This window comes from Laceyella sacchari, from assembly GCF_024927925.1.
Taxonomy (GTDB): domain Bacteria; phylum Bacillota; class Bacilli; order Thermoactinomycetales; family Thermoactinomycetaceae; genus Laceyella; species Laceyella sacchari.
Genome location: NZ_CP103866.1, coordinates 535,686 through 551,357, shown reverse-complemented (window position 1 = coordinate 551,357; position 15,672 = coordinate 535,686). Strand labels below are relative to the sequence as shown.

21 protein-coding genes are annotated in these 15,672 nt (G+C 48.7%); 7 read left to right on the top strand and 14 right to left on the bottom strand.

All coding sequences use genetic code 11. From position 1 onward, the window contains the following. Positions 1-204: 204 nt before the first annotated feature. Positions 205-573 (top strand): DUF3899 domain-containing protein, encoded by a 369-nt coding sequence (locus tag NYR52_RS02955; RefSeq protein WP_132219602.1) that lies wholly within the window; start codon positions 205-207, stop codon positions 571-573. Here the strand turns inward: NYR52_RS02955 and NYR52_RS02950 are convergent. The 4 genes from NYR52_RS02950 to NYR52_RS02935 form a co-directional block, all read right to left on the bottom strand. Beyond that, complete coding sequence (locus NYR52_RS02950) at positions 570-809, bottom strand: YuzB family protein (RefSeq protein WP_158283161.1); 240 nt, start codon at positions 807-809, stop codon at positions 570-572. The genes NYR52_RS02955 and NYR52_RS02950 overlap by 4 nt on opposite strands. Positions 810-1,394: 585 nt before the next feature. Further along, a complete protein-coding gene (locus NYR52_RS02945) occupies positions 1,395-1,757 on the bottom strand; it encodes a cupin (RefSeq protein WP_022737795.1) in 363 nt (120 codons plus the stop codon). An 86-nt stretch (positions 1,758-1,843) separates the two neighbouring features. Further along, positions 1,844-2,938, bottom strand: coding sequence for a YutH/CotS family kinase-like spore coat protein (locus NYR52_RS02940; RefSeq protein ID WP_259436242.1), 1,095 nt, complete (start codon positions 2,936-2,938; stop codon positions 1,844-1,846). Positions 2,939-3,059: 121 nt separating this feature from the next. After that, the gene (locus NYR52_RS02935; protein ID WP_259436241.1) at positions 3,060-3,842 is read right to left on the bottom strand and encodes an SDR family oxidoreductase; all 783 of its coding nucleotides are present in this window, start codon (positions 3,840-3,842) and stop codon (positions 3,060-3,062) included. Positions 3,843-3,971: 129 nt separating this feature from the next. Between NYR52_RS02935 and NYR52_RS02930 the strand changes: the two genes are divergently transcribed. Next, positions 3,972-4,490, top strand: coding sequence for a phosphatidylglycerophosphatase A family protein (locus NYR52_RS02930; RefSeq protein ID WP_259436240.1), 519 nt, complete (start codon positions 3,972-3,974; stop codon positions 4,488-4,490). Between the two features lie 45 nt (positions 4,491-4,535). Here the strand turns inward: NYR52_RS02930 and NYR52_RS02925 are convergent, their stop codons facing one another. The 6 genes from NYR52_RS02925 to NYR52_RS02900 all read right to left on the bottom strand — a co-directional run bounded on the left by NYR52_RS02925 (position 4,536) and on the right by NYR52_RS02900 (position 8,492). Further along, entirely contained in the window at positions 4,536-5,510 is a 975-nt protein-coding gene (locus NYR52_RS02925; protein ID WP_259436239.1) for an MBL fold metallo-hydrolase, read from the bottom strand. A gap of 21 nt (positions 5,511-5,531) precedes the next feature. Continuing rightward, positions 5,532-6,299, bottom strand: a complete 768-nt coding sequence (nucF, locus tag NYR52_RS02920; protein WP_259436238.1) for a 5' nucleotidase NucF — start codon at positions 6,297-6,299, stop codon at positions 5,532-5,534. Next, complete coding sequence (locus tag NYR52_RS02915) at positions 6,296-7,027, bottom strand: class I SAM-dependent methyltransferase (protein WP_132219594.1); 732 nt, start codon at positions 7,025-7,027, stop codon at positions 6,296-6,298. The genes nucF and NYR52_RS02915 overlap by 4 nt, the downstream gene beginning before the upstream one ends. 67 nt (positions 7,028-7,094) lie before the next feature. Continuing rightward, positions 7,095-7,265: a hypothetical protein gene (locus NYR52_RS02910; RefSeq protein WP_259436237.1), complete on the bottom strand. Its 171-nt coding sequence runs from the start codon at positions 7,263-7,265 to the stop codon at positions 7,095-7,097. Between the two features lie 99 nt (positions 7,266-7,364). Then, entirely contained in the window at positions 7,365-8,021 is a 657-nt protein-coding gene (locus NYR52_RS02905; protein ID WP_259436716.1) for a helix-turn-helix transcriptional regulator, read from the bottom strand. 36 nt (positions 8,022-8,057) lie between these two features. Then, positions 8,058-8,492, bottom strand: a complete 435-nt coding sequence (locus tag NYR52_RS02900; protein ID WP_259436236.1) for a DUF86 domain-containing protein — start codon at positions 8,490-8,492, stop codon at positions 8,058-8,060. Between the two features lie 433 nt (positions 8,493-8,925). Here NYR52_RS02900 and NYR52_RS02895 point away from each other — a divergent pair, with 433 nt between their 5' ends. The 3 genes from NYR52_RS02895 (at position 8,926) to NYR52_RS02885 (ending at position 10,272) form a co-directional block, all read left to right on the top strand. Further along, a complete protein-coding gene (locus tag NYR52_RS02895) occupies positions 8,926-9,555 on the top strand; it encodes a MerR family transcriptional regulator (RefSeq protein ID WP_132219593.1) in 630 nt (209 codons plus the stop codon). A 171-nt stretch (positions 9,556-9,726) separates the two neighbouring features. Next, positions 9,727-9,996, top strand: coding sequence for a DUF3055 domain-containing protein (locus tag NYR52_RS02890; protein WP_022737785.1), 270 nt, complete (start codon positions 9,727-9,729; stop codon positions 9,994-9,996). 54 nt (positions 9,997-10,050) lie between these two features. Further along, entirely contained in the window at positions 10,051-10,272 is a 222-nt protein-coding gene (locus NYR52_RS02885) for a hypothetical protein (RefSeq protein WP_022737784.1), read from the top strand. 14 nt (positions 10,273-10,286) lie between these two features. On the opposite strand, the gene NYR52_RS02880 is transcribed toward NYR52_RS02885, so the two are convergent. Then, positions 10,287-10,583 carry a YutD family protein gene (locus NYR52_RS02880; RefSeq protein WP_132219592.1) on the bottom strand — a complete coding sequence of 99 codons (297 nt, stop codon included), beginning with the start codon at positions 10,581-10,583 and terminating at the stop codon, positions 10,287-10,289. A 119-nt stretch (positions 10,584-10,702) separates the two neighbouring features. On the opposite strand from NYR52_RS02880, the gene NYR52_RS02875 reads away from it, so the two are divergent. After that, the gene (locus tag NYR52_RS02875) at positions 10,703-11,389 is read left to right on the top strand and encodes a YhcN/YlaJ family sporulation lipoprotein (RefSeq protein ID WP_259436235.1); all 687 of its coding nucleotides are present in this window, start codon (positions 10,703-10,705) and stop codon (positions 11,387-11,389) included. A 48-nt stretch (positions 11,390-11,437) separates the two neighbouring features. Here NYR52_RS02875 and lipA read toward each other — a convergent pair whose 3' ends face one another. The 3 genes from lipA to NYR52_RS02860 form a co-directional block, all read right to left on the bottom strand. After that, a complete protein-coding gene (gene lipA / locus NYR52_RS02870; RefSeq protein ID WP_022737781.1) occupies positions 11,438-12,340 on the bottom strand; it encodes a lipoyl synthase in 903 nt (300 codons plus the stop codon). Between the two features lie 111 nt (positions 12,341-12,451). Continuing rightward, the gene (locus NYR52_RS02865; RefSeq protein ID WP_310795340.1) at positions 12,452-13,495 is read right to left on the bottom strand and encodes a FecCD family ABC transporter permease; all 1,044 of its coding nucleotides are present in this window, start codon (positions 13,493-13,495) and stop codon (positions 12,452-12,454) included. Between the two features lie 5 nt (positions 13,496-13,500). Continuing rightward, a complete protein-coding gene (locus NYR52_RS02860) occupies positions 13,501-14,514 on the bottom strand; it encodes a FecCD family ABC transporter permease (protein ID WP_259436234.1) in 1,014 nt (337 codons plus the stop codon). A gap of 191 nt (positions 14,515-14,705) precedes the next feature. Between NYR52_RS02860 and NYR52_RS02855 the strand changes: the two genes are divergently transcribed. Next, positions 14,706-15,671 (top strand): ABC transporter substrate-binding protein, encoded by a 966-nt coding sequence (locus NYR52_RS02855; RefSeq protein ID WP_022737778.1) that lies wholly within the window; start codon positions 14,706-14,708, stop codon positions 15,669-15,671. The last annotated feature ends 1 nt before the right edge of the window (position 15,672 follow it).

Here is a 15,672-nt window from a genome sequence, read left to right as displayed (position 1 = left end):
ACTCACTAACTTCAATTGCCAAACATGCCCTAGCTGGTTAAATCTTGTCAGATTATTACGTTAACTATGGGAATAACTCGTTTTTGACTTGTATATTATAAATGAATCAGTTGTAATAGGAAAGATTATATTCTAATAATAAATGTTGAACCTCATATGTTTCACAGTTCATTCATACTTCAGCGATGACAAAGGAGAATCACATTGCGAGTAAATAATCCATTTATTCTAACACTGATCGGGATTGTCCTGGGCTTGGGATTGCTGAGATTCACAGCACAAACGGAGCGTATGGCCTGGATTGACCATGCCTTCTTGCTGGGCGTCGGCTGGCTCATCGTGTCTGCCTCGCTGTTCGTGATACGCGGTGGATTTTTCCAATCGTTTGCGACCAATTTCAAAAAGTTCAACAGCTGGCTTTTTCCAGCCGGCTCAAGTGACATACATCGCGAAAAAGAGATCACGGTTGGCCGAAATGAACCACAGGCCTGGATGCCAATCGCAATCGCCGTATCCATGATGCTCGGGATCTTTTTTATCGGGCTCTCCCTGCTTTTGCTTTATACTGTCTAATTCTGATCAGAGATCCGATCAATGATGTTGGCAAGCAATTCCTCTGACGTGGCGCCTTCCACCACTTCTTTGTTCACCAAAGCGAAGAAAGTGTTGGCGCATCGGCCGCAATATCCCAAACAGGCTTCGGCGCGCATGGTCATATTGGGGTATTGCCGGCCTTTTAATTGATTGTACGCATCAATGGCCCCGTCAAGCAAATTGGCTGTACAAAATGCGACGGTCACGGTATTCATCTGATTCCCTCTTTTCTTTTGGGCAAAAAACCCTTTACTTTTGACCATGTTTAACCCAACGCACCTAGTTGAATATACCTATTTTTCTAATCATTTAATAATTATCAAATATATATTTTAATTTTAGGCAGTTTGAATAAATATACAAGCACCTAAAGTTTAGTCGAAGAGTGACAACTTCTCTTTTTGACAATTATGCGAACAAAATAGTGTGCTTTTTTAGTACGTTATGCCACTTTTATGCTTTCACCAGATGAAGTTTCCTTCGATTGGCACGTCAAACCAGGGCATGTCCAGCAGTAGAAAGACCACGTTTCTCAGTGCTTATCGGAAGAGGTTTTTCCACCGCCTTAAATGTGTTAACAAAAGCTCAGACATGCCCCAAGCGACCTGTCCAACCCAGGGCGTGTCTGGTGAATCAAGATACCGGAAAGAAGCGGCGGAAAAACCTTTTCTCGAGGCGCGCCGTGCACAAGTGAAAATAAATGGAGCCGCCGGCCTATGCATCAGACACGCGCTGGTAGATATGAAAAACCGATTGTGAAGATTTAGACAGCTAGGAGCCATAAAAGAGGAATGTTGAGCTTACTTTTGAGCAACCAAAGAAAATTTGCCTGGATTAACCGTTTTCCCTTCAACTACAAAAGCCATCATCCCGTCATCTGATCCCACTTCATGCCACTCGCCTTCTTCCCAATAAATTGCATCCCCCATCTCTACAAAGACGGGGGCTGAGGCATCGCTTCGCACCCACCCTTTCCCTTGGACAACGATGAACAATCGATTCGCCACCGCGGGGTGCAATCCGATCAAGCCGGACGGTTGCACAAAAAAACACCCCACTTGGACAAAACCGTTGGTGCTCAAAACAGGATTGACAAACGCATTATGGCTATCGAATTTATCTATACGCTGCACTAAATGGGTATTAAATCGAAAAATCCGCACAACCTACTTCTCCTTTACCCTTGATGTCCTAATACTTTATATTATAGGAATTTAAAACTGAAAAGAAAATAACCCATTTAAATGGGTTAGATTTCATTTCTTATCCAATCTAATTGCGGGATGGTGAATCCCATTTTTTCTTTTACAACAGAATGGTACATTTGCATCAGGCCCAATTTCTTTTCTTCCATCTGCAACAAGGGTTGCACGCGTTGAGCAGCCTCCTCCATGGGCATGGTCTGATTCAGGTAAGTGTTTTCCAATAAGTGAATTAGCCGCTCAGGATATAAAAGCCTCGCGTAAATCAACGCAAATTCTTCTTGTGAGCACTTGCTCACCCCTTGATACCCTTCTAACACCGCTTCCACGATTTCCCGACTTCCTGTGCGGCCGTATGCGTAAAGGAGAAGTTGAGCCACATCTGTCGCCCTGATATCCAATGCCATTTCATTCCAATCAATTAGGTGCAGCGTACCTTTGGCGGTTTCTACGATGTTGGCCTGGCGCAACCGTTTGTGGCATATCTTCCCTTGCGCACTGGATTCGGCCGCCAACTTGTCGCCGCCAATTTTATCATAATACTGCAACAAATTTTCCATCATCCCGATCGTGTATCGGGAAATGTCGAGCCAAACCCGGTCCAACTCGTTGGGTTGCACCGTCCACTTGGCCGCAGTCTGGAAGATGTTCAGATGTTGCAAATCCCTCTCCCACCGGTCTTGCCACTGGCCGATCCACTCATAATCCTCGTATTTCCCGGTCGGGTTAAAGCCTTTTGACGCCTGGTGCACCCGGCCCAAATGCCGGGCCACCCGCATCCAGTCTTCCTTATCACGCAACCGAGCGGCATCCCCGTCAATCCAAGGTAGCAAGACATAACGGAAACGATAGCCATCAATCTGCAACCGCCCCTTTTTTGTGCGAACTGGCTTAGCCAGAATAGCCACATCCCTATCAACCTGCTTCAGATAGGCGGCCGCCTCATCCACCAACTCCCACCGATCTTGCTCCTTCATACGCACCCGTTTCAACACATACGCGCCACGGTCGGTCATCAGTTTCAATACCCCACCCACAGGCTGGGCTCGCGTTACTTTCAGGTCATAATGATGATTCAATAAGTCGAGCAATCTCTCTTCACCAGTCAATTCCGCCAGTTTTGTGATCCAGTTTGCAGACACACTCCCTCACCTCTCGTCAATCCATGATATGTGCCCGGTGTGGGAATGTTGCCTAGGGCATCGGTATCTTATGTAACTTGGACAGATAGGAATCTGCCAAAGACATTTGCCCATCCAACGTTTATGGCTGGTTGCGTTTAGAAACAGGATGAATTACATCCAGCCCTCCCGTCACTTGGATCATGTTGCCAGTTACAAAGTCAGACGAATCTTGGAGCAAGAATTGGACAGCCTTGGCTACATCTTCGCCGGAGCCCGGCCGCCCTCGCGGTGTTTCCTTATCAGTAAGCGCAGCCGCTTCGATGATGGTCATCTCTTTCTTCTCACCGACGATGTCGCCCGGACAAATCATATTGACAGTAATGCCAAACGGCGCTTCCTCTACAGCCAAAGATTTGGTAAAGGATACTAATCCCGTTTTGGCGGCGGCATAGACAGAGCGATCCGGCCAAGCCGGCGCTTCCATCGCGCGTCCAAACCCAAACAATATTATGCGCCCCCATCCGGCCTGGCGCATATGCGGCAAAACGGCTCTTGTCGACCACATGGCGCTCAACAAGTTGCCCGCGATCAGGTCCTCTATTTCCTCCGGGGAGTGTTCCACAAACCATTTCCGCTCACGAATGAAGGGGCCCACGGTGTGTATTAGGGCATCCACTCGCCCAAACCGCGCCATCGTCTCCTCCACCACCCGCTCGATCTCGGTCCGGTTCTTCACATCACCCGCGCTGATAAACGCCCGGACGCCGTACGCCTCGCATTCCGCCCTCAGTTTGCTTATTTTATCCCCTTCGCGGCGGCTGTTTAGGCACAGATGCCACCCCGCCGCCGCCAGTGTGCGGGCGATCATGCTTCCTAATCCGCTTGAACTCCCCGCGATAAGGGCAACTCTCGCTTCACTCATCAGGACTCATCCTTTCTCTTTATACAACATAATTATTTCTTGTATGGTTAAGAATAAACAAAAGTTCGATGTTTTCTTGTTGTATATAACACTTTTTATATAAATGATGGTTTGGAAGGTGAACTTGCCATGAGAAAAAACACCGCGCAGCCCTGTTCAGAAAAAGAGATTTACGATTTTACCCTGAACTTGATCAAAGAACGAGGGGTTGAGTTGGAAGAGATAGCGGAACTGACTATGTATCTGCAAAAAGATTACTATCCAGACATCACCCTGGAGGAGTGTCTTAGTCATATCCAACAGGTACTACGCAAACGCGAAGTCCAAAACGCCGTAATGACAGGAATCCAGCTCGATGTATTGGCCGAAAAAAATTTGTTGGAAGGCCCTTTGCAAAAATTGATTTTGCATGATGAAAGCTTGTACGGAGTGGACGAGATTTTATCGGTCGCCATATTAAATGTATATGGAAGCATCGGCTTAACCAATTACGGGTTTATTGACCGCGTGAAACCGGGGGTTCTCGCCCGGCTCAACAATAAGCAAAGCGGGAAAATCCACACCTTCCTCGATGACCTCGTCGGGGCGATCGCCGCTTCTGCCGCCGCTCGCCTGGCCCATAATCGAAAATGCGCACAAGAAAAATAAAGACCTGATCGGATCAGGTCTTTTTTACAAAAAGCAATTACCCGCTTATACGGCACACGCAAGATAATAGGCGATCCCGTCACGTTCCTCAATCAAGAGTTCACCCCGGATTCGCAAATACTCCAAATGCGCCAACGTCTCCGACAGAGCGAACCGGAGGTTGTGAATGTTATGGTTGGAGCCAAACTGATGTTGGCACACCTCAAACGCCGTAGCACCCGCCTTTTCCACCACAAACGCTTTCATTTCGCGCAAGCGGTCAGCATGATGCTGCTCCAACATTTCGATCCGTTCGGCGTAATGATCAAACACCGGCCCATGCGAAGGAAACACCCTGCTTACTTCCAGCTCTTTCATCCGCGCGAGCGTGGTCAGATAATTATCAAGGGGATTGGGATGGCATTCCGGCCACAAGCTGATGTTAGGGGTGATCTTCGGCAACAGGAAATCTCCACCGATCAGCCATTTCCGATTAGGGTCATAGAAGCTGAGATGCCCATCAGCATGACCGGGCGTATGCAGGACCTCATAGTTCACATCCCCCAAGCGAATCGTTTCTCCCGGTTCCAGAAAAGTCACCTGCGGATGGGGTTCCACCCATGGATGGAAACTGCGCAAATGTGCTGGGATTTGAGAAACCCATTCATCCGGCAACCCATGAAAAGCAAAAAACGATTCCATCGTTTCCGGCATTTGACTCTCTCTTCCAAAAAAGAGTTGTGCTTGCTCATGGTCAGTTCGGGACAGATAGACAGGAGCCCCCGTCCACTGTTGCAATGTTCCCGCTAACCCATAATGATCGGGGTGGTAATGGGTTAAGACAATTTTCTCCACATCCGTCCATTCCCAATCGGCGGCGGATTGCGCTTTTTGCCAAGCCTGCACATCCATGTCAATATTTAAGCCAGCGTCTACTAACGTCACTCCAGACGATCCTTTGATGACATACGCATTAATCGTTCGCAAAGCAAATGGCAGCGGCAACGGAACCTGATAGATGTCTCCCCATTGATGATTCATCCCTTACTCCCCTTTTCATGTTTATGTTTTGATCCATTCGCGAAGATCTGTCACTTCAAAGGCAGCCCGCACTGACGAATTTTGAGCCATCTCCCGGGTTGTAATTCCTGTATACACCAACAGTGTGTCAATTCCACTTCGTACACCTGCCAAGATATCGGTTTCCAGGTTGTCACCAACCATCAACACCCGTTCTGGAGGCACACCAAGCGCTTGCAAAGCGTACCGCATAATGATTGGTTCCGGTTTGCCAATGAAAGTCGGCTCAACCCCCGTCGCATAACCGATCGCCATCGCTAACGATCCGCTGCCCGGGAACAGGCCCACTTCGGTCGGCAAAGCCCGGTCGGCATTTGTCCCGATGAAAGCTGCGCCAGCACGAATGCTCAAACATGCGATTTTCATCTTGTCATATGTAAACGACCGATCCAATCCGGAAACCACCGCCGCCGGACGCTCGGCAGTCAACTGAATGCCCTGGTCCTGAAAAGCTTGCAACAGTCCTTCCTCGCCAATCACAAATGCCGACGACACCTTCAGCTCCTCTTTGACATATTGTGCTGCGGCCATAGCCGAAGTGTACACTTGCTCTGCTGTCGCCGGAAATCCAAACTTCCGAAGCTTTTCAGCCACTTGCTCAGGAGTACGCGTCGAATTATTCGTCAGGTACAGGTATGGTATATCCTGTTTGTTAAGCCACTCCATAAATTCAAGGGCACCTTCGATCAATTCGGTGCCACGGAACAATGTTCCATCCAGATCAATCAAATAACCTTGGTAATCACTCATTTGTCTACACAACCCACCAATATCATTCGTTCACTGTCTTTGGCATACGGATCACCAGCAAAATTGCCGTACGCCTTTTGCACATGCAAGCCCGCTTGCTCCATCCATTGCCGGAGCCGTGAATATTCGATCATTTTCACGCGCTCCTCATACTCTCTCGTTCCCCGTTTGTCGGTGATGGTGATATGTTTGCACACAAACTCGCCGTCAATCCACCGCTCTTCCCGTATGGAGACATTTTCTTCCTCCCTGATGCTGAGCGGCACCAACGTGCGTTCCACCGCAGATCGATTCAAGAAATCGATCACAAAATGCCCTTGGGGCTTCAAGATGCGATGGATTTCTCCCAACACCTGAAGATTGTCCTCATCTTCTTCAAAATAACCAAATGAAGTGAACAGGTTCAGAACCACATCAAACTGATTATCAACAAAAGGCAAACGTCTCATATCCCCTCGGATAAAGGGAATGGCCAAACCTTCCGATTCCCTGACAGCATGGGACAATAGCGTAGCCGACAAATCCAGCCCCACCACAGAGAATCCTTTACGCGCCAAAGCGATGGTGTGCCGTCCCATCCCACAACACAAATCAAGGATCAACTGTTTTTTTTGCAACGGAAGCCATTCTTCAAGCTTCGCCACTTCTTTGGAGGCATCTTGTCTGCTACGGTGTTTATAAACCGTCAAATAGTCCTCGCCAAAACTCTTCTCATACCAATTCGACATGATGTCCCCTCCTGATCATTTCTCATTGATTGTACCATTTCTACATAAAAAGAAAAACGACACGCGTCTAGCGTGTCGCAAGCTTGGTTCCCAAGCGAATCCGGAGCGATGTTTGGAACTGTTGTTTTGCGGCCACAAAAAAAAGCAAAAAAGCGGCACCGCTACCGAATGTAGGACAGCGAGCCTCACCGATGAATTTGAGGGCATGGCCGCTTGCCTCCTCACCGTTTTTAATCATTGGACCAGCAAACATCTCGCTGCTGTAAAGATTTGTACGCCATCCGTCGCAAACCCTGCACCTCAAACCTCTTATACTTAATTGAACGCAGGAAGGAAATCACGAAAGGGGTGCGTTTTCGGTCCGCTCTTTCTGTTTGATTCGGAAAACGCAATGTTGCCCGCCTTTCGCTTGACACTCCGGCCGTTCCACCCGGGCGTCCAGCATGCGTTCAAACCAGTTGAGCTCGCATTGGCATGCGTGATTATATTGGTTGGCCACTTGAAAAATAGGGCAATTGTATTCAATCATCTCATAACTGCCGTCAGGCAACTCTTCCACTTTCACCATATATCCTTTTTGATCTTGGATCTCGGCCAATGTGCGCACTCTTTCACCAAAATCTTTCCCGGCGAAATCCATTTGATGCGCCTCAGCTAAACGCTCTTCGCGATTGTTGAATAGCTGGTCGACCAGCTCCGACCCAAAATTTTTTTCTAAATCGTGCAATAAATCGATGGTAAAGCTCGAATAACTTTTTGGGAAGTGTTCATCCGACTTCTCAGTCAGGAAGTATTGGCTGGTTGGTCGGCCCATAGCTTGTCTCAATAGCCGTGCTTGGATTAGCCCATCCCGTTCCAAAGTATTGATGTGGCGCCGCACGGCCATTTCTGTCACCCCTAGACGCTCAGCCATTTCCCCGACGGTCAGCGGTCCTTCCATTTTCAACATCAACAAGATTTGCTTTCTGGTTGAACCCGCCTCACTCACCTGCATCACCTTCCTTTCTCCTCGTTCTCTCTCTCCCGAGATTTATGCCAAACAATCGGCTCCCAATTCTCGTTTCAAATAAGATTCTACTTGCGCGCTGAATGAAGTGTACCAATCCACATCTTCCAGCACTGGGCGCACTTCTGTCCAAGTGACCTTATCATAATAACGCACAAGTCGCTCACGAAGTTGCACATGATTTTTCAACTTATTTGCCACATTTGTTGAGATGACCGTTTCGTCCAATAAAATATCTACAATATCCAAATATCCGCCTGGGTCCCGCATAATAAATCCATCTATCATCACGCTACCAATGTCAATCATGCACTCCACCGCCAGGTGCAGGGCTCGCTCGACCGCGAATTTTTCTGTAAGGCCGGTCGCTTCCGGATGGATGCGTCGCAAAACTTCTTGGCATTGTGCCAAATAATTAAGTTGATTCTTTATTTGCTTTACATTTACATCATACACCATTTATTTGATCCCCCTAATTTGGAAAATGCCGTTTTCTTGACATTCATATAGAATTATAAGCTATGCCCGGAACAAATGAAAACCATTACATCAGGGTGGCACGCGTCCTCCTCCGCGCGAAAGGGCCAAAGCTGGACAACCTGTGGCATTGTCCTGACAGGCTGGCGATAAAATTATTTGGCCCACGGTAACAACATCATTGGGAATGAAACGAGTAGGTACCAAGCCCAGCGCAACTTGTTTAACGTGATAAACCAGAAAGCTGAACTGGCTGGCCCCCTTCCCCCTTCGTTGCGTGTCGTCGACGGTCATGTTTATTTATCAGACAACAACACTAGTTTTGTCATCTCATGACTTCCTTTGTCTTAGTTGAAGGAAATGAATGGAAATGAGCGAAATCGTAGGAAAACACTAATTCATGGGAGGGTAAAAGATGGCACAAGCGGGGTGTATCTCTACTAAAGAAGCGGCTGAGCGCTTGCAAATACACGCTCGCACCGTCCGCAATTGGATTGATACCTTTCAAGAATATATCGGTCCCAATTGGAACGAGCGAGGACACTATGTTTTATCCGAAGAAAGCTTTGCCCGTTTGCTCGATATTAAACAGCGGTTAAATGATTCCAATAAAACCTTAAAGCAAGTCCGGGAAGAACTGATCCTTGAAGGGAAAATCTCGCTCCCCCAGCCAGCCGCACCAGCGGCTTCCCCCAGCCCCAATTCGGAAACCACGGAAAAAATGTTTCAACACCTGCTGGAAACCATCGACAACGTGGGAGGGTTGGTTGAGGAATTGTATGAGCGAATGGAACGCATGGAAAACCACATGAGCGACTTGTTTGAAACCTTGGAGGGAATGGAGCAAAAAGTGTTGACCGTCAGCTATGATTCCATCTCGGCCAACGAAGTACAACAAATGTTTGACGAAGTCCGCAAAAAACAGGATCAATTGCGGATTGAACTACGCAATGTCTCATTCACCCAACGCCTGACTGCCGCGACGAGCGAATATGGCTTATTGCCACGCCGGCAGAAAAAATCGCGTTTTTTCGGTCTTTTATAAATGATTCTTGTGGTTGATTAAAAATGTTTTTCGAGTGAAAAAGGCGCGGCATCAAAGCCCCAAAGCCATTTTCCTTGTTGCATCCGGGTGCCTTCGCTAGACACCTGCGCTTTCAGGTCGTAGCGACAGCCGCTATAATGGAGGAAAATGCTTCTAAAGGGGTTTATCGCAATGTCTAATGATTGGATGTTTTTATATGATGACACCAAAGAAACCCGAACCCGGTTTGTCAGCTTCATGGGAGAGACAAGCCGGTTTGATTTGGCAATCACAATGACCGACCGTTTTTACGGCAAGTTACTCGTGCTCAACCTCTTGTCAAACCGCTTTGCCATCATCGGCCAAGATGACTTGGATGAGCCCGGCTATCTTGAGCATGCCTACCAATTGTCCGAAGAAGAGGCCAATGAGCTTCGGCAGTTCCTGGCAACCATGATTTAACAAGCATATCCTCCCCCGAACCATCTTATCTTAAAGTCAAGGGGGAAAGCATTGATGACATCCTCAACTGAAAGAATCCAACCCGAAGAATTTCCGGACGGCCCCTACGGCGCGGCACACAATCAAAAGTTGGGCAAATCAACGCCATGGGAACCGGGCCAACAAATCCACTCCGCTTTCACATATGAAATGCGGGAGTTTCATGAAGGCTTGGAAAGAGATTACCCGGGCAGCCATCCCCGTCATGATGAACCGGAAGAGCCAGCTCAATCGTAGAGCTGGCTCTTCCCTCACTTCGTTTCTTTCTTATCCGCTAAGCGCTTCAACACAAAATAGGCACATCCGAAATTGCAAAATTCATTAAGATATTCCTGAAGATAGCTGATCCGCGTCTCCGTCGTGGCCTTTGCATGATGATCAGAAAAAAACCCCTTCAACCTCAACTGCCCATAGCCCCAATCTCCCACCACATAATCATATTTGCTCAAAATGTCGCTATATCTCCGCCGAAAAGCCTCTGCGTTCCAACCTTCGCGATGATTGGTCAACAATTCATATTCCAAACCATATATCTGAATACGTTCCATGAAGATCAACCTTTTCTATTCCATTTCTCCATTATATGTTACCACATCCTGTAACAGGCAAAAACCTTCTGCATCATGAAAATGGATTTGGGCACCTTAGCAAGTAGGAGGTGAAGAAAATGAAACGCTGGATATACATTATTCTCGCTTGCCTTCTTTTTATTCCTGCTTGTGCCAAAAACAACGGAAATCAACAGGGAATGGGGAACGAAAACGCGGGAGGCGGCGCTTTGAATATCAGCACCCCGGAACCGCTCTATCGTGAAGAAGGCCAGGAGACGCGGATCGGTCGCGTACGGAACGACACGATTACCGGAGAGGAAAACGCTGGGGGCGGCGGACAAAATGAAGTGGGATATTTTCGATATAATCCAGAACATTATCACAACAAGGCTGGCGCGACAACAAGCGTCTTCATAGACCGAGACTTGCTTGCCCGCCACATCTCGGAATTGGTCGCTTACCTTCCCAATGTCAAAACCGCCACCACGCTTGTCACCGATGACCATGTGTTCGTGGGCATCAGCACCAAAAACGGCAAAATGGACGGCAAAACAGTCAAAGAGGCTAGACGGACGGCTGAAAGCGTCACGCCCCGCTATTATCGGGTTCACATCACCACCAACAGCAAATTGGAGTCGCAAATGAACGACATCGGCATGCGCATGGTGGGTAATCACGACGTGGAAGGGGTCAAGGGCGATCTGGAACAACTCTTGCGCAAAATGGGAGACGAAACACCGCCCGACGTAAACGAATCCTTGTATCCGAACTCCTATCGCCAAATCAATCCGCAAATGAAGTAGTTTGGAAAAAGGACGACCCTTGTTATAAGAGCCGTCCTTTTTCTTTCGTTATTGCGCCAGTTTTTGTTGGTCATTTTCTTGCGCAGATTGTACTTGCTCATGGGCATGGTAAGAACTGCGCACCAACGGCCCGGATTCCACATGCGAGAAGCCCATCTCAAGGCCGATTTCTTTCCACTGCGCAAATTCGTCCGGTGTCACATAGCGCTCAATCTTCAAGTGTTTTTTGGTGGGTTGCAGGTATTGGCCAATCGTGACGATGTTCACGTCATGCGCGCGCAAATCCCGCATCGCTTCAACCACTTCATCAAAGGTTTCCCCTACGCCTACCATGATGCTGGACTTCGTCGGAACATCTGGTTGCATCTCTTTGGCTCGTTTCAACAACTCCAAAGAGCGGTCGTATTTCGCTTTGGAACGTACCCGGTCAGACCGGCGGCGCACGGTTTCAATGTTGTGATTGAGGATGTCTGGTTTGGCATCCATCACCACTTTCAGCGCCTCCCAATTCCCCAGAAAATCGGGAATCAGCACTTCCACGCTAGTAAATGGGTTCCGTTTGCGAACCGCTTTGATCGTCGCAGCAAAAATAGCCGCGCCTCCATCATTCAAATCATCACGGGCCACAGAGGTGACTACAACGTGCCGCACACCCATCTGCTCCACCGCTTCAGCCACCCGCTCTGGCTCCGCCCAATCCAATTCCGTCGGTAATCCCGTTTTTACCGCGCAGAATCGGCAAGCGCGTGTGCAAATATCACCCAAAATCATGAAAGTAGCCGTACGGTTAGCCCAACACTCGAAGATGTTCGGGCAACGCGCCTCTTCACACACGGTGTGCAAGGTCTTGCTCCGCATCATCTTCTTCAATTCTTGGAAATTGTCGTTTGTGTTCAATCTGACTTTCAGCCATTCCGGCTTGCGCTCACGCGTCACATTGTTCTCTGACACTTCAATCCCCCCAGTTCAAACCACATCCGCCTATCTATATGACAAGTGATTCTCTGATTTTCAAATGTCCTCTTTATATTACCACAAAGATTAAAAACTAAGCCTATCCTCTTACGTCCGATTTCGGCTTTGGATGAGCAGATAGATAAAATAGGGGGCCCCGATCACAGCTGTGAACACGCCAGCGGGAATTTCATGAGCCGCGTACAGCGTTCTTCCCAGCAAATCAGCCAGCATAACATAGATGCTTCCCAACAAGGCCGACGCGGGCAACAACGCACCATAGGATGAACCTACCAATTTCCGGGCCGCATGGGGAGCAAGCAAACCGACGAAGCTGATCCCCCCTGCAAAAGCGACGGAAGCGCCTGTCAAAGCGGTGCTTAAAAACAGGAAGAGCACCCGGTCACGATGAACACTCCCACCCAGTCCCGTCGCCACCTGATCTCCCAGCTGCTGCACATTCAGGTGCCGGGCAAAAAAGAAGATCAACGGCAAAAAAATCACCATCCACGGCAGAATGATCATCACCTGCTCCCAATTGCTACCATAGACGCTCCCCGTAATCCATGTTTTCGACTGCACAGCGCGAAACTCCGGCCCCAATAAAATGACCAAGTTGGTAAAAGCCTGCATAGCGGTGTAGAACCCGATTCCCAACAATATCAGGCGAAACGGAGTTATCCCTTGCCGCAATGACAACAAATACATGAGCAGAGCGACCACCATCGCGCCACCAAAAGCGGCTAGCGGAACCCAGTACAGCGGCACAACCAGGGAAGTCGCCCCGTCGCTGAAGAAGGTCAACACCGCAACAGCGGCCACGGTCGCTCCACCAGTGATGCCAATCAAGTCAGGCGAAGCCAACGGATTGCGAATCACTGCCTGCAAAATGGCTCCAGACACCGCCAAACCGGCACCGGATAAAAGTGCGATGAGCACACGGGGCAAGCGTAGCGTTTCCACTACCAACGTATGATAAGCATTCCCCCAACCCAAAAACACTTTCAACACATCTTGGGGAGCGATATACATGTCGCCGACCCCCACACTGACGCACACCACCAATAGAGCAATCGCGGCCAGGATCATCAGCGTCCACAGCGCCTTCGCTTCAACCAGCATGGAGAACCCTTTCATGCGCCAAGACCACATCTTTTTCACGCCCGCTCACCTCTATTCCGCATAGCCAGGTAAATAAAGAACGGCGTCCCGATCAGCGCGGTCATCACACCAACGGGAATCTCCTGCTGATTCATGATCAGGCGCCCGCTGATATCCGCCACCAGCAACATCGCCGCACCATACACCAAACAATAAGGAAAGACCCACCGATGATCTGTACCGACGGCCCAACGAACCATATGGGGTACCACCAATCCCACAAACACGATGGGACCAGCGACAGCCACCGCTCCGCCCGCCAGCAACACGATCACCACCGAACCCATCAATTTGATAAGCCCTGTCTTCACTCCCAAACCGACGGCGACATCATCCCCCATCATCAAAATGTTTACTGCGCGGGAGAGCAAAAAGGCTAAAATAAATCCGGCTACCATGAATGGAAACACCGGCATCGCCAATGCCAAGCTACGTCCTTCCACTGATCCGGTCAACCAAAACAACAACTCTTCCAAACCCTTCTCATTCATGATGAGCAAGCCTTGAGTCAACGAAGAAAACAACGCCCAAATAGCTGACCCGGCGAGTGTCAACTTGATCGGCGTCAATCCGCCCCGTCCGGCTGACCCCAGAAAATACACAGCAAATGAAGCGATGGCCGCTCCTACAAATCCCAAACTCACCAATGAAGAAATCCCAGTCATGCCCCAAAAAGAGACACCGATCACAATAAACAGGCTGGCGCCCGCATTGACGCCCAACGTTGCCGGAGAGGCCAATGGATTGCGTGTCAACGCTTGCATCATCGCGCCAGCGATAGCCAAGCTTCCCCCTGTCATCACCGCGATCAGCGTTCTCGGCACCCGGGTGGTCTGAATAATCAGATGTTGATTAGAACCATTAAAATGAGTAAAAGAATCGATAACCACATCAAAAGGAACACGCATAATACCGACACTGACACTCACAACCATCAACAGCCCAACAAGCAGGACACCACCAATGAGACCCATCCACTTCCATCCCGGGGAATAGGCACGTTCTTTCAAGTCAAGTCACCTTCGTTCCGTCATCAGTTCTTAAAATCAACTTTAGTCTATGGGAAGCATGAAAGCGTGTCAACGATGTTGAAAATCATTATCAAAAAGTGATTGACAACCCACGAACCAAAGCGCTATAGTATAAGCAACGAAATAATGATAATCATTATCAATTACTTATCGGAAGGAGTACCATTCTCATGTTCGGACTGAAGCAACGTTTGATCCGATCTCTGCTGATCGTAAGCGCGATGATGATCGCTCTTGTGGGCTGTTCATCCTCTCCCGCCCCCACCAGTGAAAAAACGGGGCAAACCCATGCCATCAAACATGCCATGGGTACCACGAAAGTGCCGACCGAACCCAAGCGTGTAGTCGTTTTGACCAACGAGGGACTTGAAGCCCTGCTCGCTTTGGGCGTCAAACCTGTCGGTGCAGTAGAATCATTTACCGAAAAACCTTTTTACAAGCATCTGATGCCTGAAACCAAAGGCGTCAAGACTGTTGGAACAGAGCATGAACCCAACCTGGAAACTATCGCCAGCTTGAAACCCGATCTCATCATCGGTAACAAAATGCGCCAAGAAAAAGTGTACAACCAGCTGAATGCCATCGCACCGACCGTATTTGCGGAAGAGCTGCGCGGTGACTGGAAACTCAACTTCAACCTGTACGCTCAAGCGGTAAACAAAGTAGAAGAAGGCAAGAAAGTATTGGCGGATTATGATAAAAAAGTGCAAGAAGTCAAGCAAAACGCGGGTGACCTGTTGCAACAAAAAGTGTCCGTCGTTCGTTTCATGGCCGGTAAAACACGCATCTACCAACAGTTGAGCTTCACAGGTGTCTTGCTGAAAGACGTGGGCTTCGCTCGCACCGAATTGGGGCAAAAAGAAGAATTTGCCCTGGAGATCTCCAAAGAGCAATTGCCTGATGCCGATGGAGACATCATCTTCTACTTCACTTATGATGTGGGCGATAAAAAAGGCGACGCCCAAGAGCAAGAAATGACAAACGATCCACTGTGGAAAAACCTGACTGCGGTCAAAAACAACCGTGCTTTCAAAGTGGACGATGTCATCTGGAACACAGCCGGTGGTGTGAAAGCCGCAATGCTGATGCTGGATCAGTTGAACAATATCGTAAATCAAATCAAAGCAGCAAAATAAG

What these genes read in the sequence shown, in the direction of transcription:
- NYR52_RS02950 (WP_158283161.1), bottom strand. Translation starts at nt 809, where the DNA reads ATGAATACCGTGACCGTCGCATTTTGTACAGCCAATTTGCTTGACGGG.
- NYR52_RS02935 (WP_259436241.1), bottom strand. Translation starts at nt 3,842, where the DNA reads ATGAGTGAAGCGAGAGTTGCCCTTATCGCGGGGAGTTCAAGCGGATTA.
- NYR52_RS02930 (WP_259436240.1), top strand. Translation starts at nt 3,972, where the DNA reads ATGAGAAAAAACACCGCGCAGCCCTGTTCAGAAAAAGAGATTTACGAT.
- NYR52_RS02925 (WP_259436239.1), bottom strand. Translation starts at nt 5,510, where the DNA reads ATGAATCATCAATGGGGAGACATCTATCAGGTTCCGTTGCCGCTGCCA.
- nucF (WP_259436238.1), bottom strand. Translation starts at nt 6,299, where the DNA reads ATGAGTGATTACCAAGGTTATTTGATTGATCTGGATGGAACATTGTTC.
- NYR52_RS02915 (WP_132219594.1), bottom strand. Translation starts at nt 7,027, where the DNA reads ATGTCGAATTGGTATGAGAAGAGTTTTGGCGAGGACTATTTGACGGTT.
- NYR52_RS02910 (WP_259436237.1), bottom strand. Translation starts at nt 7,265, where the DNA reads ATGATTAAAAACGGTGAGGAGGCAAGCGGCCATGCCCTCAAATTCATC.
- NYR52_RS02905 (WP_259436716.1), bottom strand. Translation starts at nt 8,021, where the DNA reads ATGCAGGTGAGTGAGGCGGGTTCAACCAGAAAGCAAATCTTGTTGATG.
- NYR52_RS02900 (WP_259436236.1), bottom strand. Translation starts at nt 8,492, where the DNA reads ATGGTGTATGATGTAAATGTAAAGCAAATAAAGAATCAACTTAATTAT.
- NYR52_RS02895 (WP_132219593.1), top strand. Translation starts at nt 8,926, where the DNA reads ATGGCACAAGCGGGGTGTATCTCTACTAAAGAAGCGGCTGAGCGCTTG.
- NYR52_RS02890 (WP_022737785.1), top strand. Translation starts at nt 9,727, where the DNA reads ATGTCTAATGATTGGATGTTTTTATATGATGACACCAAAGAAACCCGA.
- NYR52_RS02885 (WP_022737784.1), top strand. Translation starts at nt 10,051, where the DNA reads ATGACATCCTCAACTGAAAGAATCCAACCCGAAGAATTTCCGGACGGC.
- NYR52_RS02880 (WP_132219592.1), bottom strand. Translation starts at nt 10,583, where the DNA reads ATGGAACGTATTCAGATATATGGTTTGGAATATGAATTGTTGACCAAT.
- NYR52_RS02875 (WP_259436235.1), top strand. Translation starts at nt 10,703, where the DNA reads ATGAAACGCTGGATATACATTATTCTCGCTTGCCTTCTTTTTATTCCT.
- NYR52_RS02865 (WP_310795340.1), bottom strand. Translation starts at nt 13,495, where the DNA reads ATGTGGTCTTGGCGCATGAAAGGGTTCTCCATGCTGGTTGAAGCGAAG.
- NYR52_RS02855 (WP_022737778.1), top strand. Translation starts at nt 14,706, where the DNA reads ATGTTCGGACTGAAGCAACGTTTGATCCGATCTCTGCTGATCGTAAGC.